Origin of the sequence: Aquimarina atlantica (assembly GCF_000626715.1) — a bacterium.
Taxonomy (GTDB): Bacteria; Bacteroidota; Bacteroidia; order Flavobacteriales; family Flavobacteriaceae; genus Aquimarina; species Aquimarina atlantica.
This window is the reverse complement of sequence record NZ_AQRA01000003.1, coordinates 408718-431237: the sequence shown is the minus strand read 5'-3', so window position 1 is coordinate 431237 and position 22520 is coordinate 408718. Positions and strand designations below refer to the sequence as shown.

Sequence of the window (22520 nt, the reverse complement as noted above, 5' to 3'; positions counted from 1 at the left end):
AATAACAGTATGAAAAAATTAATAATACTACTGCCAGCTATTGCATTTATACTGCATTCTTGTGATTTAGAAACAAATCCATATGAAGAGATTTCGGTAGATGAATTATTTTCGGATCCAGAATCGATCGAAACGGCGACAATTGGTAATTATGCTTTACTTAAAGGAGATAAAGGTTTCGATGGTTGGGTAGATGATCTACATAGAATATCAGAATATGCCGGAGATAATGTAAGTCTTAGTGGTGGTACAACCGATCATTTATTCTTTTTGTATAATTATCAATCTATAAAAACCAACTCAAGAGTAGAACGATTTTGGCGTAATTCGTATAAAATTGCAGTAGGATGTAATGTAATCATTGAAAAAATTATAGAAGGAGAATCTGTAGAAACTGATCAACTATTAGGAGAGAATTATTATCTAAGAGCACTTACATATTTTCAAATGGGGAACGTATTTGGCAGACCCTATAATCAAGGAGTTTCAAACCTATCTGTACCACTTAAGTTAACATCTAGTATTACAGATAGGCCAGACAGACATACTGTAGAACAAGTATATACTCAAGTTATAAAAGATTTAGAAAAGGCAGAATCTTTGATGACAGTAAATAAAGGCGCATCTTTTGCTTCAAAAGAAGCCGCGCAAGCCTTATTATCCAGAGTTTATCTATATAAAGAAGATAATATAAAAGCACAAGAATATGCTGATAAAGTTATCACATCTGGCAATTACTCTTTGCTTTCAACAGACCAATTTTCTAAAATGAATACATTAATCCCTAATCAAAATCAGGAGGCTATTTTTGCTGTAACATTAAGTTCTGCTACAGATCTTTTAGGGGGCTTTGATGACTGGTTTACCATAGGGTCTTTTTATGCCAATGTAGAAGGTAAAGGTTGGGGTGAAATGTATGCTTCTAGAACATATCTAGATTTAATAGAAAAGAATCCTACCGATGCAAGGAAATCATTTATAGAACCACAACCCGAAAAAGATGGTGATCAAAACGACATTCCTGCTGTGTATTGGGTAAATGATGAATACACCTATGAGTTTAGGAGAACATCTGAAAGTGGAGGAGTAACCACGTTTGAAGATAATGGAACTATCTACACTGTAGAATCTGAAATTGTAGATGGTAAAACAGTATATTATTTTAATGGTCCTAACGGTAGACAGGATGTTATTAAAGGAGTTGATCTTAAAAAACGTAATGGTCACCCAAAATTTTATATCCTAAAAGCTTCATTACAAGAAAATGATATACATCTCTGGTCTCCAATGGTATCTCGTCTAGCAGAAATGTATTTAAACAAAGCTGAATCCTTAGCAAAAAGAGGAATGGATCAGTTGGCATTGGATAATGTAAATATCATTAGAGAAAGAGCAGGTATCCCTATATATACATTAGCTAATATTCCATCAGGAAAAAATGTATTAGATATTGTTTTAGAAGAACGTAGGTTAGAATTAGCATATGAAGGACATAGAAGATATGATGTATATAGAAATGGCCGTGCTATGAATAGAAAATATCCAGGTACACATCTAAATGGTACAAACGCTTTTCTAGAAATACCATCTACGCACCCAAGAGTTGTAGAATTTATTCCAGAACAACAGATCATTTTACAACCATCATTAATTCAGAATGATTAATATACAATAGCATGGGCTTCTTATGAAGTCTATGCTGTTTTTTTAATTAGTTAAAGTATTCTTATATCAAAAACATGCGGATTTGTATATATAAAAGTTGGATTGTGTTTTTTGTAGTTACACTCCTGTATTCTTGTAATAATCAAGTAGATAATCTATCATCAGATACATTATTTACAAAAGTCCCAACAGAGATTACAGGAGTGACTTTTGAAAACAAAATATTAGAATCCGAACAATTACATTATTATAAATACTTATACATCTATATTGGTGGCGGAGTGGCCGCAGCCGATTTCAATAATGATGGATTAGAAGATCTTTTCTTTACTTCTAATATCTATCATAATAAACTCTTTTTAAATAAAGGAAATTTTCAGTTTGAAGATATCACTATAAAATCCGGAATAAAAAAAAGGGCTGGATTTGATACCGGAGTATCTGTTGTTGATATCAATAATGATGGGTTTTTAGATATATATATCAATAGAGCTGGTTGGTACGAAGGAGACCAGAAACTTGCCAATATGCTATATATTAATAATGGAGATCTCACCTTTACAGAACAAGCAAAACTCTATGGTTTGGCAGACACTAATCGATCGATTGCATCTACATTCTTTGATTATGATAAAGACGGAGATCTGGATGTTTATATTGCTAACGCTCCAGCCGAATTTGACCTATCGGGTAAGATAATAGATATCAACAAAATTCAGAGTAGTAAAAAAACTCAATTCTTTAGAAGTAGTGATAGGTTGTATAATAATGATGGAAAAGGAAATTTTACAGATGTTTCTATACAAGTAGGAATTTTACCAGATTTAGGCTTTGGGCTTAATGCACAGGTAGGAGATCTTAACAATGATGGTTGGCTGGATATTTATGTATCTAATGATTTTATAGGACCTGATTTTGCATATATAAATAATAAAAACGGAACCTTTTCTGAGAAAAGAAATTCACTTTTTAAGCACATTTCATACTATAGTATGGGAAGTGATATAGGAGATATTAATAACGATGGGTTTAATGATATAATGGTTTTAGATATGAGTCCAGAAGATCATATAAGATCTAAAACGACTATGTCTATGATGTCTATCGATCGATTTAATCATATGGTAAAAAACGATCATCATCATCAGTACATGCATAATGTAATGCAATTAAATAACAAAAATGGTTCTTTTAGTGAGATTGCACATCTGTCTGGTCTTGCTCAAACAGACTGGAGTTGGTCTGTTCTTTTTGCTGATTTTGATTTAGATGGGTTTAATGATATTTATGTTACTAATGGTATTTATAGAGATGTAGTCGATCGTGACATGAACATCGAAATCAATAATACAATCAACGATAAAAGAAATACCCTAAAAGAGAAAGATTTTTATCAATTCACTCAAAAATTACCACAACAAAAATTAACCAATTACTTATTTAAAAATAAAGGAAATCTACAATTTGATAATATAACCAAAGATTGGTCAGATGAAAAACCCACATTTTCAAATGGTGCTGTATATGTTGATCTAGATAATGATGGAGATTTGGACATTGTTACTAACAATTTAGATGAAAATGCAACTATCCTTAGAAATAATGCGAGAAAGATCAATACCAACAATTTTTTACAATTTACTTTCAAAGGACCCAAGGAAAATATTTTCGGAGTAGGAACAACTGTAAAAATATACCAAAATGATGGAGAAATATTGACTCGACAACTCATAAACTCTAGAGGATACCTCTCCTCTATGTCTAATACATTACATTTTGGTTTAGGTAAACATACTAGTGTTCCCAAAATAGAGATCATTTGGTCTGATGGGAATAAACAATACTTTACCAATACAAAAGCAAATCAACTATTACGTATTGATTATGCAAAAAGTAGTAAAACAACAGAACAAAATACCAATACAAAATCTAATACAATTTTTACAGAAACTTTGTTAGATTTTGAGCATACCGAAATTCCTTTTAATGACTTTGACAAACAATTATTATTACCCCATAAACTGTCACAAACAGGGCCAGCTATAGCAAAAACAGATCTTAATAACGACGGATTAGAGGATCTTTTCATAGGAGGAGCACATAACCAAACCGCACAACTATTAGTTGCCACACAAGATGGAAATTTCAAAAATATTCCTGTACCAGGTTTTATAAAGGACAGTATATACGAGGATGTAAGTGCTACCTTTTTTGATGCAGATAATGACGGAGATCAAGATTTATATGTAGTAAGCGGAAGCTATGAGTTTGATCCAAATTCACAACTGTTGCAAGATAGATTATATGTTAATAAAGGAGATTATAATTTTAATCGATCAGAATCGAAGTTACCACCCATTTATACTGCCGGTTCTATTGTAAAAGCTTCAGATTTTGATCAGGATGGTGATATTGATCTATTTATAGGAAGTCGCGTAATTCCGGGAAAATATCCATATGCACCAACAAGTTATTTGTTAATCAATAAAGATGGAAACTTTATAGATAAAACAGATGATTTGGCACCAGATCTAAAAAATGTTGGTATGGTAACTAGTGCAGAATGGAATGATATTGACAATGATAATGATTTAGATCTAGTGGTTACAGGAGAATGGATGGGTATTGAAGTCTTTAGTAATGATAAAGGTATTCTTTCTAGAAAAGAAATGTATAATGATTTATCATTAACCAAGGGTTGGTGGAATAAAATTTTGGTAGTCGATATTGATAAAGATGGGGACAAAGATATAATAGCTGGGAATTTAGGATTAAACTTCAAACATAAGGCATCAAAAGAAAAGCCTTTTCATGTGTATACAAATGATTTCGATAATAATGGTACAGAAGATATTATGTTGGCCAAATATTATAAATCTAAGCAAGTCCCTGTAAGAGGTAAACATTGTACTGCAGAACAAATACCATACTTAAAAGAAAGGATAAAAACGTATAATGATTTTGCGAATAGTGATATTCAGGAAATATTAGGTGAGACTTTTCAATCAGCTATTCACTATCAAGCTACAGAATTCAGGTCTGGTATTTTTATTAATAACAACGTTAGTTTTGAATTCACACCATTTCCACCAGAAGCCCAAATGAGTCCTATCAACAGTATTCTTTATGAAGATTTTGATGGTGACCAGATTAAAGACTTACTCATGGCAGGAAATAATTATCATACAGAGGTAGAAACCACTCGTGCCGATGCTGGTATAGGTGTTTATCTTAAAGGAAGCTCAAAAAAGGAATTTAAGCCTGTAAAAAATGCTGAAACTGGATTTTATGTAGATAAAGATGTAAGAAATATGTTGCTGATAACCTCTCGAAAAAAGAAAAAAGTTATTGTAATAAATAATAATAGTAAGCATCAATTATATGAAGTTAACTAATAATGATGAATATAAGACAATGAAGAAATATAAAAAATCAATTCACAAAATCTTACTCCTCCTGATAAGCACTTGCATATTAGCCTGTAGTTCAGACAAAAAAACTCTTAATCCTTTAGATAATAGAGAGTTAGACCTATCAATCACGGTTCCTCCCGGAGGTAATAGCTGGGTAATAAATAGCACTAAGCAGGATGCTGTTTTAATTCATGATTCAGGGATCCATAATTGGACAGCATTAGATGACATTATTCGTATTTATTTTCATACAAAGTTAACGGGCGAATTGCATCTGGGTTTACATATGAAATCAGAAAAAGGACCATCCACTATTAAAGTAACGGTAGGAAATACAACAAAAGATGTTGTAATTGATAATACAACTTATAAAAACGTTGAAATAGGGATGTTTGACATCACTAAACCCGGGTATAATTTTATTGAAATTCAAGGGCTTCAAAAAACAGGTGAATATATAGGTGATATCGACAAAATCCTTTTAGGAGGGCCTGCTACAGCTAGTGGTATTTCTTTTGTACCTAGTGATTTCAGCTTACATTTCGGAAGAAGAGGTCCTTCCGTTCATTTAACCTATAAAATGCCAGAAAACAAGGACATTACCTATTTTTATAACGAGATTACTGTGCCGAAGGGAGAAGATGTAGTTGGATCTTATTTTATGGCAAATGGTTTTGGCGAAGGATATTTTGGAATACAAGTTAATTCTGATACCGAAAGAAGAATATTATTCTCTGTATGGAGCCCTTTTGTCACTGATGATCCAAGTACTATTCCAGATGATTATAAGGTAATTCTTTTAGGCAAAGGAGAAGGAGTAACAGCTGGAAATTTTGGAGGAGAAGGTTCTGGAGGACAGAGCTATAAAGTGTTTGATTGGAAACCTGAAAACACATACAAATTTTTGCTAAAAGGAGAGCCCTCGATAAACAACAGTACAGATTATACCGCTTATTTCTATGCCCCAGAAGAAAGTGAGTGGAAATTAATAGCAAGTTTTAGAAGACCACATACCAATACATACCTAAAAAGATTCCATTCATTTTTAGAAAACTTTAGCCCCCATACTGGGTTTATTTCGCGAAAAGGAAAATACACAAATCAATGGGTATATGATACACAAGGAGAATGGTACGAATTAACCAAAGCCAAATTTACTGCTGATGCAACGGCCCGAGATAAAGCTAGACTTGATTATGCTGGCGGCGTAAAAGAAAGCTCGTTCTATTTAAAAAACTGCGGATTCTTTGATGATAATACAATTATAAATACCGAGTTTTCGAGAACATCAAATGGTATAAAACCAAATATAGATTTTTCGTCATTACCAAGTTTAGGGTCGCAATAAACTAAATATCGACTCTAAAAAAATAAGTAACCTGGCATCACTTTAACTAAACTAAAACTTTAAATGTTGTTGAGTTAGTTAGTTTTCTAAAGCCTTTGATGATTAAACATTATTCAGAGGCTTTATTTTGCTAGAACAAATAATATGTATCGAATATAATAACATGATTTTGAAAAAAATTAACCGAAAAAATAAACTGATTTCATTTGCTCCGGGTAGAACATGTCTTTTTGGAGACCATCAAGATTATTTAGGTTTACCGGTTATAGCCTGTGCTATAAATAGACATATCAAATTAACTGCTATAAAAAATGAAGAAAAAATCTTTAATATCAATACACCAGATATAGGTAAAAAAAGAAGTATTAATATTTATGATAAAATTAGTTTTGTTGAAAAAGGAGATCATTTATTATCAGCACTAAAAGTACTGAGAAGATATGGTTGTATTCCTAATATTGGGTATGACATTACAATTTCTGGAAATCTACCTATAAATGCCGGCACCTCTAGTTCTTCTGCAGTAGTCGTGTCATGGGTTCAGTTTTTATTAGAAGCTTTTGGAGCAAACCATAAAATCACCCCAGAGTTTATTTCACAAATAGCATATGAGGCTGAAGTTTTGGAACATGGAAACCCTGGAGGAAAAATGGATCAATATAGCATCGGACTGGGAAATATTATGTATTTGGAAACCGGAAAAAGCAATTCGTATGAATTATTTGATTGCTCTATACCAGGATTAATTATAGGAGAGTCTGGTATTCCGAAAGAAACAATAGGAGTTCTTAATGAGTTAAAAGAAAACGCCTGGCAGGCAATACATACATTAGCAATGTGCTATGAAAATTTTGATATAGAAAAAATTAAAAAAAAAGATATAAAGAAATTATCTCTTCATTTACCAGATAGATTAGAACCTTTTTTTTATGCAGCTGTATTGAACCATGATATTACGCAAAAAGCACTTTTAGAATTCAAAAAAGATCATTTGGACATAAAAAAAATAGGCATCTTAATGAATAAGCATCATACCATCTTAAGAGATGTTTTAAAAATAACGCTGCCCAAAATAGATCGTATGATCGAAGGAGCTTTACAAGCTGGTGCCTATGGGGCAAAGATTGTTGGCTCGGGAAAAGGAGGTAGTATTGTTACTATTGCTCCAGAAGGCAAAGAGCAACAGGTTATTGATGAAATTATAAAAGCTGGAGGAAAAAATGCGTATCCGGTTAAAGTAGATCCTGGAGCAAGAATACTCTAAAAATAATAAACAAAAATAAATTATCCCATGCATAGAAACTTAATAATTTTGGCTGGCGGCGCCTCATCCAGAATGAAGAAACAAACTTCATTTAAGGGTTTAAGCGATGAAGAAATTGAGCAAGCAAATAAAAGAAGTAAAGGTCTCATAGGTGTTGGCCCAAATGGACGCCCTCTTATGGATTATCTGTTATATAATGTAAAACTTGCAGGTTATAAAAAGGTATATATTATCATAAGCGAACAAGGTGAATTATTTAAAAAATTTTACGGTAATAGTGATAAGGATAATGATTTTCATGGACTTGACATCTCTTTTGCTATTCAATATATTCCTGCAGGAAGGGCAAAACCATTTGGAACAGCAGATGCAGTATTTCAGGCAGTTGAGCAATATCCCGAATTAAACGAAGACTATTATACCGTATGTAACAGTGATAATTTGTATTCCTCAGAAGCGTTATTTGCCCTAAGAGCTACTTCTAGTCAAAATGCGTTTATTAGTTATGATAGAGATACAATGGAGTTTTCCTCAGAACGAATTTCACGTTTCGCACTTGCAAAATTAGATGAGACAAACCATTTATTAGATATTGTTGAGAAGCCTTCTCAAAAAGAAGTTCATAACTACAGAGACATAGAAGGTAAACTACGAGTTAGTATGAACGCTTTCAAATTTAATGGTAGTGCTATCTATTCCTATTTAAAAAACTGCCCCGTTCACCCCGAAAGAAATGAAAAAGAATTACCAACGGTGTTTTTAAACATGCTAAAAGATTATCCAAACGAAGCTATAGGAATACCTTTTTCTGAGCATGTACCAGATTTAACAGCTAAAGAAGATATCGTTGCAGTAAAAGAATACTTAAATAAACATTATTCTAAATTAAGCTGGGATTAAAATTAGTTATTAGAGTGTGTATTGATATATAGATAGCATCGTTTGCCACAGGATATTAAATATATGTGTACATAACATAGGCCCTGTCACTACCCATATGGGCTATTGTTCCTGGATATTTACTTCCAAAAATATGGAGTAGAATTAAAACTAATGTATTATAAAATGTAATTAAAATAAAGATGGAGATTAATTATAAACCAGCAGGTCAATTTGAGGAAACAAGGTTTGAAAAAATACATAACGTAATTTTTAAGAATTCTAATGAAGCTTCTATAGTAGTGGCTACAGAAATAGCCAATCTTATAAAAGAAAAATCTCAAAAAAATGAACAATGCGTTTTGGGATTAGCTACAGGTTCTTCCCCAATTAAAGTATATGAAGAATTGGTACGAATGCATCATAAAGAAGGGTTAAGTTTTAAAAATGTGGTAACCTTCAACTTAGACGAATATTATCCAATGGATATAGAAAATATACAAAGTTATTACTACTTCATGTATGAACATCTCTTTGATCATATTGATATACTTCCTGAAAACGTTCATATTCCTGATGGAAAAATAAGTAGTAATGGTCTCTATCAATATTGTATAGATTATGAAATGAAAATTAAAGAAGCAGGAGGTTTAGACTTTCAATTATTAGGTATAGGAAGAACAGGTCATATAGGTTTCAACGAACCAGGATCACATTATAACTCGGGTACAAGAATGATCACACTAGATCATATTACCCGAGTAGATGCTGCTCCTTCTTTTTTAGGTATAGAAAATGTTCCCAGAAAAGCTATAACTATGGGAATTGCTACAGTAAGAGCAGCAAAACGTATTGTACTGTTAGGATGGGGACAACACAAAGCATCAATCATCAAAGAAACAATAGAAGGAAATATTTCTTCCCAAGTACCTGCAACATATCTTCAAGAGCATCAAAACACAACTTTTGTATTGGATACCGAGGCAGGATCAGAATTAACTAGAAATAAAACACCTTGGTTGGTCAGTTCATTAATCTGGACAGATGCATTAAAGAATAAAGCAATTATCTGGCTATGTGAAGTTACTCAAAAAAGTATTTTAAGTCTAACAGATAAGGACTACAACGATAATGGTATGTCTGGATTATTAGTGCAAGAAGGTTCTGCTTATGATTTAAATATTAAAATGTTTAATAAATTACAACATACGATTACGGGATGGCCCGGTGGTAAACCTAATGCCGATGATACGAATAGGCCGGAAAGAGGTAATCCAGCCAAAAAGAGAGTAATTATTTTTAGCCCGCATCCCGATGATGATGTGATCTCTATGGGAGGTACTTTTGATAGGTTGGTTGAGCAAGGTCATGATGTTCATGTGGCATACCAAACATCGGGTAACATTGCTGTTTCAAATCAAGAAGCCTTAAAATTTGCAGAAGTAAGTCTAAAATTAAATTCAGATTCAATAGTAACTCAGAACATTATTGATACGTTGTCTAATACAAACGAATATGCTTCAGATACTATAGAGATAAGACAGTTAAAAGGGCTAATCAGAAGAAGCGAATCATTTGCAGCAACACGCTATTTAGGATTAAACGATAGTAATGTTCATTTTTTAGATTTACCATTTTACGAAACAGGTAAAATAAAAAAAGACAAACTATCAGAAGCAGACATTGCTATCATGTGTAAATTAATAGAAGAAATACAACCTCATCAGATTTATGCAGCAGGTGACCTGGCAGACCCTCATGGGACTCACAAAGTATGTTTAGATGCTCTATTTAAGGCTTTAGAAGAGTTAAAAACAAAGTCTTATATGAAAGATTGTTGGGTTTGGTTATATCGAGGCGCATGGCACGAATGGGATATTCATGAAATTGAAATGGCTGTCCCCATGAGTCCGGATCAAGTACTAAAAAAACGACACGCTATTTTTTGCCATCAATCACAAAAAGATGGAGTCATGTTTCAGGGAGAAGATTCAAGAGAATTCTGGATGCGGGCAGAAGAACGAAACAGAGATACAGCACAAAAATACAATGCTTTGGGATTAGCTGATTACGCTGCTATGGAAGCCTTTGTAAAGTATGATAATTGGAGTTGATTCCCGCTAACTCTTTAGTAGCTAATTTAAACGAAGAAATATCATTAATAATTTTATGTCACCATAAGCTGCCACCATAAAACAAAAACCTTTTAAAGCTTTGATTTTATGAAAGAAAGCTGTCTCATTGAGGGGTGGACAGCTTTCTTATATATAACTATTTGAAGGTTATCAGAGTGCTACTTGATCAAATAGTTATAAATGGTCTTACCTTTACCTAGTTGCATTCTGTATATATACATACCACTGTTTAACGAACTACCATCGTATTTAATATTATGATTTCCGGCAGGTAACGTTTTATCAATTACCACATCGATCTCAACGCCTCGTAGGGAAAACAATGTCAATGTTATATGAGTTCTCTTTTCTAAGTCAAATGTATAGTTAATCGTATTTGTAAAAGGATTGGGATATGCTTTCACAACGCTAACATTTAATGGTTTTATACTATTAAGTGTTCTATTTGTAAAAGTACCATACACTTCAAATTCATATAATGAATATCCATAAGGAGTACCTCTAGCTGTACCGTGCATTCTGATATATCGTCCGTTTCCGGTAATACTTAAATCGTCGATCTTTCCATCACCATTTGATGTAGCATATATAGATGTCCATGTCGTTCCATCATCTGATACTTCTATGCTATAAGCGGTTGCATGAGCTACTTCCCAATTAAGCACTACACGATCAATCTTAGCAGTCGCTCCCAAATCAATAGAAATCCACTGAGGGTCAACTCCTTCAGTAGAAGCCCAACGTGTAGTATTATTACCATCAACTGCCGAAGAGGCTGGGAAATTTGATGTTTCTAATGATGAAGCAGTAGCTGTTTTATGTAGAGCTATATTTTCTCCCAGAGGAGGAATATCTCCAATAGTACCATACACTTCAAATTCATATAATGAGTATCCATAAGGAGTTCCTCTGGCTGTACCATACATTCTGATATATCGTCCGTTTCCGGTAATACTTAAATCGTCGATCTTTCCATCACCATTTGATGTAGTATATATAGATGTCCATGTCGTTCCATCATCTGATACTTCTATACTATACGCAGTTGCATGCGCTACTTCCCAATTAAGTACTACACGATCAATCTTAGCAGTTGCTCCCAGATCAATAGAAATCCACTGAGGATCAACCCCTTCTGTAGAAGCCCAACGTGTCGTGTTGTTTCCATCAACTGCCGAGGAAGCTGGAAAACTTGGTGTTTCTAATGATGAAGCAGTAGCTGTTTTATTTAAAGCTATATTCTTTCCTGGAGGAGTTCCATCTTTCAGAGTAGTTGCATCGGCCATATTAGAATACGCAGAATTGCCTGTTGTATTCTCGGCCCTTACTCTATAGTAGTAGGTTGTATTTGGTGTAAGACCAGTATCAGAATATGTAGTCACATCAGCCGTAGTTGTTCCAACAGATGTCCACCCGCTGGTACCATTTGCAGAACGTTCTACTTTAAACAAATCTTCATTGTTTGCATTATCTGCCCAGCTTAAATTAATCTGGCTTTTTGAAACAGCAGTTGCTGATAAGATACTCGGAGCTTCAGGTGCGGTTCCATCGGGTAAAGTAGTTGCACTAGCCGTATTAGAATACGCAGAATTTCCTCCAGAATTCTCTGCCCTTACTCTGTAATAATAAGCTGTATTTGGTGTAAGACCGGTATCAGAATATGAGGTTGTATTTGTAGTAGGGTTAGCTATAAGTGTCCAACCACTCGTACCATCTGCAGAACGTTCTATTCTAAAAGAACTTTCATCATTCGAATTGTCTAACCAACTAATGTCGATTTGGTTTTTTGAAATAGTTTTTGCGGTCAAATCACTTGGGACAGCAGGAGGAGTTACTGGATCAACCGGAAAATCATCTGCAGGATTTAATATTTTGTCTTTTATCCATTTTCCAGCTTCTTTTAAATTAGCATCAGTCCATTTTCCGCTTGCACATGTTCCCGTTTTCCATACAGCACCAGAGCGAAAATCATCAGAATAATTCCAATTTGTCCAACTAATCTTTTTTCTACGTAATAAATCCAGGTATTTCTGGGTCATAACAAAATCATTTGGGCCTTCACCACTATAATTTTGTGAACCAAATTCTGTTACAAATATGGGTAACCTGTCTGATGCCCAATCAAGTTCGTTATAATATGCATCTTTATGCGATGCCGCATAAAAATGGAAGGTGTACATGATATTTGGGAAAGTTAAAGGATTATCTACAATATCCTTAGCACTTTTTCCCATAGATATACCAAGTGATGCCCAAGCATGTGTCCCTATTAATATTGGTGCATCTGCGTCTATAGCGCGAATTACGGGAATAATAGCCTCAGCATAATTTTTAATTTTGGGCCATGTAACATCAGATCCGTTTGGTTCATTACAAATATCATAAATGATATTGTTGTAATCTTTAAATTGAGTAGCAATGTTTGTAAAAAAGGTCTTTGCTTTATCGGTGTTAAAATTTGGATCACCGGGGGTTAACTGGTGCCAATCTACCAGAGCATACATACCCCGATCAGTCGCCATATTAATCATTTTTGCAACTTTAGCGGTAAAACCAGCGGGATCTGTTTCATATCCTCCTTCTTGAACGTAAAGAGAAATACGAAGAACATCGGCATCCCAATCGTTTGCTAAAGCATCTAAAGAAGCTTCATTATAACATGATTCAAACCAATGAATACCATGGGTACTCATTCCCCGTAATTGAATAGGGTTACCATATTGATTACACAATTTTAAGCCTTTAACTTGTAGTTGACCGTTGGTCGAAACAGCATCGTTTTTTATCGTTTGTGCATACCCATTTCCAAAAAAGAATAAGAGTAATACCATTGACAAAAATACTTTTGAAAATAATTTTTTCATGGTTAAAAATTTTGGTTAAGAGATTAATTCTTTATCTACAAGTAAACTGTTCGCGAATTTTAATTTTATAAATCAGCTCATCTTATAGGACAATCAAAGCAACCAAATTTTAGCTTTTATCATGTTCAATGCTGTCCAAACAATGTTTGATTTTGTCTAACATGTTTTATTTAACCAAATTATATGATCATTTTGAGAAACTATTGAAGATATTTTATATCAGCTTAACAACAAATGATCAAAAGCTTAAGTTGTTTTTCAAAAAGATTTATTTTGTACTTTCTCTATATTGGGTAGGTGTACACTGTTTAATTTCTTTAAAAACTGTACTAAAATATCGTTGGTTGTCAAACCCTACTTTCATGGCTATCTCATTTATAGGAAGGTTTGTATTTCTTAATAATTCACCCGCAGTATTAACTCTAATAAGTTTAATAAATTCATTAACACCTAAATCAGATATAGTTTTCATTTTTGCATAAAATGCAGATCTACTCATCGCAAATTCAGCATTCAATATATTTACATTGAAATTAGGATCATCGAGATTGTTTTCTATTATAGTGATCACCTTTTTAAGAAAAACTTCATCAGTATTATTGTAGGTTATTAATGCAGGGACAATTTTTTGTTTTACTCTTATTAATTCTTTTTGAAGATTTCTATTTTCAATAATATTCACTATTCGGACACATAGTAAATCCAAGCTAAAAGGTTTTGACAAGTAGGCATCAGCCCCTCCTTTATATCCTAATAATCGGCTTTCTTCATCACTCTTAGCAGTTAACAGTACCACTACTAAATGGCTTACACGAACATCATTCTTGATTTTTTCACATAGTTGAAAACCATTCATTTTCGGCATCATGATATCAGAGATAATAATATCGGGCAAATGAGACAGGGCCAAATGCCATGCTTCTTCTCCATTTGTAGCTTCAATAACCTTACAATACTGATTAAGTCCTTTAACAATAAAAGTCCTCAAATCAATATCATCTTCAACAATCAAAATAACTTTATCTTGTAATACTTCATAATTATGACCCTGTACATATTCACACTCATCAGAACATGTCTTATCAAAAGCCGGTACATTATCATTTTCTGATAGTACATAATTTATGTATGGCAGATAAAATCTAAATTCGGCTCCTCCTTCAGGTCTATTATTTACCCAGATTTTACCATATTGAAACTCTATTAGCTTACGAACAAATGTTAATCCAATTCCAGAACCTTCTAAATGATTACTTCCTTGAAAGAAACGATCAAAAATAACTTCTTTTTCTTCCTCTAAAATCCCTGGTCCTTGATCCGCAATAACAAATTCAATTTTATCAACTTTTTTTACGTAACTTAAAAACACTTGCCCATGCTGAGGAGAATACTTAATTGCATTGATTAATAAATTACTAAGGATTTTGTCCAATTTATCTTCATCAAACGTTACGACTTCTTCTTTTTCTGGTAATTTAATAACAAGAGTTATGTCTTTCGTTTCAAACTCTAGTTCAAATTGCTTTACATATTTATGTAACCAGTTATTTAGATATAACCTATCCAACTTAATTTCTCCTATCCCTATTTCAAACTTTCGAATATCTAAAACCTGCTCTATTAATCGCTTCATTTTTAGAGTGGCTTCATGCATTACTTTTATATTCCTAAATATCTCTTCCCGTGTAAAAACCTGTTGGCCTAACAAACGCTTTAACGGACCGTAAACCAAACTTAGGGGAGTTCTTAATTCATGTGAAATATTTGTAAAGAATTCCTGTTTTTTTTTGTGAAGTAACTTTTGCTGTTCTTTTCGTTCTCTTTCAATAAATAGCTCAGCTTTTAGCTTTTCTCGTTTTTTAAAATCTAACGACATTCGAATAAAAATAAATAACATTAGAGAAATAACACTGCCTATAAACCACCAGCTTTTCCACCAGGGTAATGGAACAAAAAGTGATATTGATGTATATTCTGCAGGCCAACTTCCATCCGTAAGATTACACCATATTTTTATTTCGTGGTTTCCGTGCGGAATATGAGTAAAATAAACTTGTGGATTAGTCGTTTCTATTACTTCGTTTAAGTATCCATCGAATTGAATTCTATAAATTCTGTTACGAAAAATATCTTTTTCGTTTACGACCAAATTAAAATGTAAACTTGAATTATTCCAAGCTAATTTAATTTCATTATTTAATAGATTATCATCTTGATTTTTTGCTTTTCGAACACCATCAGTCATGATATCAACAATAGAAATTATAGGAGCGGTTAATGATTCGTTAGTATCTTGATTGGCATTAATTTTTACCAACCCATCCGCTGCGCCAAAATACACATCGCCATTCCTGCATTTTAACACAGAACCATCCATATATTCATGTATTCGAACTCCTTTAAATCTTCCGTAAAGTTGGTAGCTCTTGTCGGAAAGATGATAACGATAAAGCCCATTATTAGTTCCTAACCATAAGCTATTATCTATCCCTTCTGTAACGCTATGTACAGCCGAGAAAAATTTGTTTTCATTATAATGTATTTGTTTGTTTTTATTGTTGTAGCAAAATAGCCCTATCGAAGAAGCCATCCATATACTATCCCGTATCTTAACCATCGAATAAATAGAATTATTATATTTTTCGCAATTCCATTTCTCATCAGATAATGAAAAAATATTGCTAATCGATTTTTTTGAAATATTTATGAGATATGCCCCATACACTCCACTAGCAACAAACTCATTATCATTTATTTCTTCTAGGGTATTAATTGTTATGGGACGTTTCATTTTCCATCCATTAATTTTTCCCAATATATCTACTGCACCATCAGTAGTCCTTAACTCAATTTTTTCTCTACTAAAATTCCAAATATTACCATATTCATCATTAAACAGATATGTAGGGATATAAGAGTCTGGTTTGCTCCATTTTTTTAACCAAGGATTCTTCCCTTCTTTTTCAAATGTATTCCGTTTTGTATCAAACACTCTAATTTTATCACGATAAAAACTCACTAAAATCTTATCTTTTTTGTATTTACATATCGAAACAATTTTTCCTTCTTTAAATTCTTGTATATGTTCAAATGTATTATATCTTGGATCAAATACATTTAACCCTCCTCCATCGGTTCCTATCCAAATTTTATCATCATTGCCTTCGAATAATGTTAAAACAGTTGGATTAGACAAACCAAAATGATTCCCGAAAGGAACCTCTGAATACGATTGAGCAGCTACTTCATTGATCCAGATCAAACCGGTACGAACCGTACCAACAAAAAGATTTCCGAAATAATCAACATACAAATTGGTAATAGAATTACTGGGCAAAGAGAGTAATGAGCTTTCAATACTTTTTTGATGTTGTAATTTTCGAACCTTCTTTGTTATTTTATCAAATATTAATATTCCTTGACCATCTGTAGAGATGTACAGTTCATCTCCTTTCTCGACCAAATCTGTCACAAAATGGTATTTGGGGTCTATTAACTGATGTATAGTTTTATCAAAAATTTCTTCTCCATTTTTTTTAAAAAGTTTTATCCCTTTTTTATTGGTAACAGCCCATAGTATTCCTTTTTCGTCGATCAAGATATCATAAACTCCTTCAATTTCTTCATCCCCAATTCGCACCATACTATCTGATGATTTATTATATATCCATAACCCGTTCCTAGTAGTTCCTACAACAAAATTTTCACTATCGAAACTAGCCAGTTTCACAATAGAATCATCAGGGCCTTTTCCTTCAAAAATTCTTATATCAAATTCATTAGTTTTATAGTTGAAGAATGCTAACCCTGTAGAAAATCCAAAGACAAGCTGATTATTATCTTTATTAAAAGAGTGAACTCCAGCAGAATTTTCATCAAATACGATCGTAGAAAAGGAATCCTCTTCTCTATTATAACAGGCCAATCCTCGACGTGTACCAATCCATAAGTTTAATGAATCATCCTCAACAACGAAATTAATGTGATTATTGGGTATAGATTTATCATTTTCGTCATCATAGAAGAATTTCTGCATAGAAAAACCATCAAACTTATGCAATCCCGAAACAGTACCTATCCATAAATATCCTAAATGATCACGACAGGTAGAACGTATATTATTACTAGCTAGACCATCCTTAACCGTGATCTGCTCAATACTGTATCTCTCATTGGCTAGTATATCATTTATACTGCATAACAATAGTATAAAAAGAATAATTTTGGCATACAATTTTTGCATAGGTTTTAATTTCAGATTCAGTTTTAAATCCAAATTAAAAGTTCTATCATTTTTGAGATTATCTTAAAAAGTTTTTAAGTCTCATGTTTAAAATGACTAAACTTTAACTACTAGTCTTCCCTAAATAAAATGTATTCTATTTTTGTTACACCAAACTTCAATATATCAAAATACAGTTAATTCTACTCAATTTTTGTGTGTAAATTAGTTTATTATCTTTTAGCAAGTACTCTTTTTATAACCCGAACTAGTATAAAAAATTCTAGAGTTTAGCTTATAAGGCTTAAAGATATAGAGTATATATACTTTTGTTAAGACATAACAAATACACATTTTTCTGATAAAAATTTGAAATTAAATTTTCAACGAATTCATATCATTTGATTAGTATTTTTGTATTTTAGATGATCTTATTTGAGGTAATTGTTCTTTATTTCTGAATAAAATTAGCTTACTTCTGATTCGTTCCTCCCTTTCCTTAATATATGAAACTAAAATTTTTAATACTAATCTATGTGCTTTGCTCGTATCCAATATTTGGACAGACAACCACCAAAATCGATAGTCTTCTGTTTGAACTTAATGTAACAAATGATTCATTAAAAGGCAGTATTTATAGTAAAGTAGCATGGTACTACCATTCTTTGCAAAAGACCGATTCGGTTGAAGTTTATGCAAAAAAGGGAATTGAATTTTTATCCCATAACAATGATACTAAACATCTAGCCTCTTTATATAGGGTATTAGGACTTTCTTATACCATAAAATCTAACTATAAATTAGCTATAAATAGTTTTGAAAAAGCAATAAGTAACTACAAGAAGATTAAAGGTTATAAGGAGGTTACAGATTGCATCTTTGAGGAAGGTACGACCTATTTTTACCAAGGTAGTTATAAAAAAAGCTTGGACAATTATTTTTTGGCTTTGGATGATTATGAAAAGACAAATGATTACAAAGGAGTAACAAGCTGTTTGTTTGGGATAGGGGGAGTTTATTTTAACTTAAAGGAATTTGACAAAGCCCTAAGTTATTACCAAAAAGGATTAGATGTTGCCAATAAGGAGGATATCAACATCGAACATAGAGGTATAGCGTATACTAACATTGCATCAATATTTTTAGAAAAAAATGAGATGGTTGAAGCAATGGACAACTATAATAAAGCAAAAACAATATTCGATAAGACCAATAATAATTGGTATCTGGCAATAGTACATGAGAATATTGGTCGCCTTCATATAAAAAGGAAAAATTATACCAGTGCCGTTGAAAGCTTTAAGTCTTCGATGGATTATTATAAACTGGTAGGTGGCAAAAGTGGATTACTTTTTATATCACGTGAAATTGCCGAGATGTTCAAGAGCCAAAATAAAAGGGATAGTACTTTATTTTATACAAAAATTGCATATCTAAAGGCTAAAGAGTACGGTATGTATAGAGAGTTATACTCCATTAATAATGATCTATCCATAATTTATCAGGACAAAGGGGATTGTGAATTAGCATTAAAACATCTTAATGAAAAAGGAACAATACAAGATTCTCTCTATGGCATCGATTTAAAAAAACATATTTCTGAACTGGACACAAAATATGAAACTGAAAAAAAAGAACGAGAAATAGCCCTATTGAACAAGGATATCACAATAAAGCAGCAGAACGCCCAACAACAACAATTGTATATTTTTTTATTGGCAAGCACAGCCATAGCATTTGTGATTTTAGTGATTTTTCTTTTCAGTAGGATCAAATACCGCAAGCGATTACATGTAAGGGAAAAAAAGGAACAGGCTTTGTTGCTCAAACAATCAGAATTGGAAAGAGATAGGTCTGTAGCTGTAAAAAAAGCAAAGGAAGAAGAAAATCTAAGACTAAAGGATGAAGTAGCACATAAAAACCGAGAGCTGGTATCCCTGGCAATCAATATCAGTGACAAGAACAAAGCCTTGAACGATGTACTGGAATATATAAAAAGCAATGCTGAATCCGATTCGATAAATGAAGTTCGTTCGGTTATCAAACAGAACATAAATTTAGAAGACGATTGGAAAAAACTACAATTACATTTTAATAAAGTGCACCCCCAGTTTTTCAATTTATTAAGAGGGATGTACCCAAAACTATCTACTTTGGAATTAAAACATTGCGCATATCTAAAAATAGATTTATCCATAAAAGAGATTTCGAGAATACTTAATATTTCCCCAAAAAGTGTGCAAATGGCCCATTATCGTATCAAGAAGAAAATGGATCTGGAAACCGATACTACCCTATCCTCATATTTACATTCATTATAAACATGTAGAGCATTTGTAGACACCCCATGTAGAGCGTTTGTAGGCCCTATAAACAAAAGGCGTATAGGTTTTGAACATAGCTTTGCAAATATAATTTTAAATATATTCTTATGTTCAGATTAAACTACCTACTTACTTTATCGTTGGCAATCTTGTTACTATTCGGTTGCTCAAATGATGATGTTACTTTAAGTAACGAAAAACAAATCTTGTCCTTTGTCTTTAAAGCAGAAGACAACGATGCATTGATAGTTGATGTTGAAGGAACAATCAATCACAACAACGGAACCATTATTTTAAGCGTACCTTTTAATACTACCGTTGCCTCTTTAAAGCCAACATTCACAATTTCTGAATTGGCATCCATCGTCCCATTGGAAGGCACCCATGATTTTGCTTCTCCAGTTCAATATACCGTAACGGCACAGGATGGGACCACACAGACATATACCGTAACTGTTGGTGAGGCCGAAAGCCAGGCCAAAATACTTGATTTCAAGTTTCTTGTTCAGGATAATGAAGTTTTAATAGTTGATGCCAATGGCATGATTGATGAAGAACAAAAAACTATCAATATTGAAATCCCGGCATTTACAGAAGAGAGAGAGTTGATACCACAATTAGAACTTTCTACAGGAGCTACTGTTGATTTAAACGGAGCACAAGATTATACCTCAGATGTTGTTTATACGGTTACGGGGATGGATGGGAGTACCGACTCTTATACCGTTCATGTATTTGAAACCGATGAAAAGGCTGTTCTTATGGAGCTTTTTAATGCAAACCCTAACAATACTTTAAATTGGAACGAAAATTTAGATATAAGCAATTGGGAGGGTGTTGGGCTTTCAGAAACAAATAGCAGGGTTAGTAAGTTATACTTAAGTAATAAAGGAATCGGTAATCTTCCTGAATCTATAGGAAAACTTATAGGATTGAAAACTCTCGAAGTAAATAACGGTGATAGTGGTTCAGAAAAATTAAGTGTTTTGCCTAATACTATAGGAAATCTTGTGCAATTAGAGAGATTGGAGTTGTACTCCAATAACATATCAACTATTCCTTCGCAAATAGGAGATTTAGAAAATCTTGAAAATTTTTATATCGAGGAAAACAAACTTACATCCTTGCCAGAAACTATTGGTAACCTAACCAGCCTTAAAGAGTTGGGTTTGTCAGAAAATGAAATTGCAACCTTACCTTCATCTTTATTTGGTTTACCTGCTCTGGAGGAGTTATATCTTAATGGAAACAAAATAACCAGCTTACCAAACAATATTGGCAACCTATCCAATTTAAAACGATTGAATTTAAACGACAATAGATTGCAAAATATACCAGAGAGCATCGTCAATTTAAGCAATCTGGAAAGACTGCAATTAGAAAATAATGGATTTAGTGAAGTGCCACCTGTAGTTTATCAACTAACTTCTTTACGGCACTTATATCTTAGAAATTTAGCATTGACCAGTATAGAAGCTGATATTCAAAACTTAAACGCTTTAAGAACACTTGTATTGGAGTACAACAACCTAACCACCTTACCGATTGAGATGGCTAGTATGAGTGGATTAAGATTGTTTGTGCGTAACAATCCCAACCTTACAAGTCTACCTCCAGAAATATGTGCCGCCAATATCATTATTTTTAGTGATGGTGATCTCTGCGTTGAAGAATAGTCGGTAAACCTAATCAATACCAGCAAATTCTTAAAGTATGAAACAGCAAATAAGCGATTGGTTGATGACCGATCGGCTACTGATCATCAACTTGATTGCAATCAGTACAATAATCAGTTATTTTACCGGAGGATTGGGCTATTGGTTTGGCTTACTGGCCACTCTTTTGGCACTTTGGTCCACCAAATTCAATTGGGCAGATTTTGGGATTACCAAACAACCCTGGATGCAGAACATCACATATGCCATATGGTATGCCCTGGGAATTTATGTTCTTGTGGATATTCTTGTTAACCCCGTCATAGAGTATTTTTTCGGGATTATAGATTTAAGCGACCTGGATGCAATCCGCGGTAACTTTTCAATCTACCTCATTACTGTTTTGGCAATGTGGGTTATTGCCGCTTTTGGAGAGGAACTGGTGTACAGAGGCTATTTTATGAAGCGATTGGCCTTTATTTTTGGTAATAGTGATAAAGCCTGGTTTTTGTCGGCAATGGTCATCTCCATCATTTTTGGGCTGGCACATTTATATCAGGGCATGTCCGGGGTGATTTCAACAGGGATCATAAGTTTTATTTTCTGTCTGATTTTTTTCCTGAACAGAAAAAACCTGATCCTCTGTATGCTTGTTCACGGTATCTATGATGTTATGGGACTGACCTTGATTTATTTAAACAAAGAGCGGCTTATTGTAGACTGGATACGACACACACTTCTTAATTCTTAA

Annotated in this window: 11 protein-coding genes; 9 read left to right on the top strand and 2 right to left on the bottom strand. The window is 33.1% G+C overall.

The features are described 5' to 3' along the window. Positions 1-9: 9 nt before the first annotated feature. From ATO12_RS08440 to nagB, 6 genes are all read left to right on the top strand, one after another. Positions 10-1665: a RagB/SusD family nutrient uptake outer membrane protein gene (locus ATO12_RS08440; protein ID WP_034241203.1), complete on the top strand. Its 1656-nt coding sequence runs from the start codon at positions 10-12 to the stop codon at positions 1663-1665. Positions 1666-1739: 74 nt separating this feature from the next. Continuing rightward, on the top strand, positions 1740-5060 hold the full coding sequence (locus ATO12_RS08435; RefSeq protein WP_034241202.1) for a VCBS repeat-containing protein: 3321 nt from the start codon (positions 1740-1742) through the stop codon (positions 5058-5060). Continuing rightward, positions 5047-6426 carry a DUF3472 domain-containing protein gene (locus ATO12_RS08430; RefSeq protein ID WP_240486112.1) on the top strand — a complete coding sequence of 460 codons (1380 nt, stop codon included), beginning with the start codon at positions 5047-5049 and terminating at the stop codon, positions 6424-6426. Before ATO12_RS08435 ends, ATO12_RS08430 begins: the two co-directional genes overlap by 14 nt. 169 nt (positions 6427-6595) lie before the next feature. After that, the gene (locus ATO12_RS08425) at positions 6596-7690 is read left to right on the top strand and encodes a mevalonate kinase family protein (protein ID WP_240486111.1); all 1095 of its coding nucleotides are present in this window, start codon (positions 6596-6598) and stop codon (positions 7688-7690) included. A gap of 27 nt (positions 7691-7717) precedes the next feature. Next, a complete protein-coding gene (locus ATO12_RS08420; protein WP_034241199.1) occupies positions 7718-8590 on the top strand; it encodes a sugar phosphate nucleotidyltransferase in 873 nt (290 codons plus the stop codon). Positions 8591-8772: 182 nt separating this feature from the next. Continuing rightward, the gene (nagB, locus tag ATO12_RS08415) at positions 8773-10683 is read left to right on the top strand and encodes a glucosamine-6-phosphate deaminase (protein ID WP_034241197.1); all 1911 of its coding nucleotides are present in this window, start codon (positions 8773-8775) and stop codon (positions 10681-10683) included. A 179-nt stretch (positions 10684-10862) separates the two neighbouring features. Here nagB and ATO12_RS26345 read toward each other — a convergent pair whose 3' ends face one another. Together ATO12_RS26345 and ATO12_RS08405 are read right to left on the bottom strand one after the other, a co-directional pair. Then, positions 10863-13568 (bottom strand): cellulase family glycosylhydrolase, encoded by a 2706-nt coding sequence (locus ATO12_RS26345; RefSeq protein ID WP_051575692.1) that lies wholly within the window; start codon positions 13566-13568, stop codon positions 10863-10865. Positions 13569-13836: 268 nt separating this feature from the next. Next, positions 13837-17811: an ATP-binding protein gene (locus tag ATO12_RS08405; RefSeq protein WP_034241196.1), complete on the bottom strand. Its 3975-nt coding sequence runs from the start codon at positions 17809-17811 to the stop codon at positions 13837-13839. A 485-nt stretch (positions 17812-18296) separates the two neighbouring features. Here ATO12_RS08405 and ATO12_RS08400 point away from each other — a divergent pair, with 485 nt between their 5' ends. From ATO12_RS08400 to ATO12_RS08390, 3 genes are all read left to right on the top strand, one after another. Beyond that, positions 18297-20111, top strand: coding sequence for a LuxR C-terminal-related transcriptional regulator (locus ATO12_RS08400; protein WP_034241193.1), 1815 nt, complete (start codon positions 18297-18299; stop codon positions 20109-20111). Positions 20112-20221: 110 nt separating this feature from the next. Beyond that, a complete protein-coding gene (locus ATO12_RS24705) occupies positions 20222-21790 on the top strand; it encodes a leucine-rich repeat domain-containing protein (RefSeq protein WP_051575691.1) in 1569 nt (522 codons plus the stop codon). Positions 21791-21827: 37 nt separating this feature from the next. After that, positions 21828-22520 carry a CPBP family intramembrane glutamic endopeptidase gene (locus ATO12_RS08390; RefSeq protein ID WP_034241191.1) on the top strand — a complete coding sequence of 231 codons (693 nt, stop codon included), beginning with the start codon at positions 21828-21830 and terminating at the stop codon, positions 22518-22520.

Coding starts and splice junctions, on each gene's coding strand:
- ATO12_RS08440 (WP_034241203.1), top strand. CDS start 10: ATGAAAAAATTAATAATACTACTGCCAGCTATTGCATTTATACTGCAT.
- ATO12_RS08435 (WP_034241202.1), top strand. CDS start 1,740: ATGCGGATTTGTATATATAAAAGTTGGATTGTGTTTTTTGTAGTTACA.
- ATO12_RS08430 (WP_240486112.1), top strand. CDS start 5,047: ATGAAGTTAACTAATAATGATGAATATAAGACAATGAAGAAATATAAA.
- ATO12_RS08420 (WP_034241199.1), top strand. CDS start 7,718: ATGCATAGAAACTTAATAATTTTGGCTGGCGGCGCCTCATCCAGAATG.
- nagB (WP_034241197.1), top strand. CDS start 8,773: ATGGAGATTAATTATAAACCAGCAGGTCAATTTGAGGAAACAAGGTTT.
- ATO12_RS26345 (WP_051575692.1), bottom strand. CDS start 13,568: ATGAAAAAATTATTTTCAAAAGTATTTTTGTCAATGGTATTACTCTTA.
- ATO12_RS08405 (WP_034241196.1), bottom strand. CDS start 17,811: ATGCAAAAATTGTATGCCAAAATTATTCTTTTTATACTATTGTTATGC.
- ATO12_RS08400 (WP_034241193.1), top strand. CDS start 18,297: ATGAAACTAAAATTTTTAATACTAATCTATGTGCTTTGCTCGTATCCA.
- ATO12_RS24705 (WP_051575691.1), top strand. CDS start 20,222: ATGTTCAGATTAAACTACCTACTTACTTTATCGTTGGCAATCTTGTTA.
- ATO12_RS08390 (WP_034241191.1), top strand. CDS start 21,828: ATGAAACAGCAAATAAGCGATTGGTTGATGACCGATCGGCTACTGATC.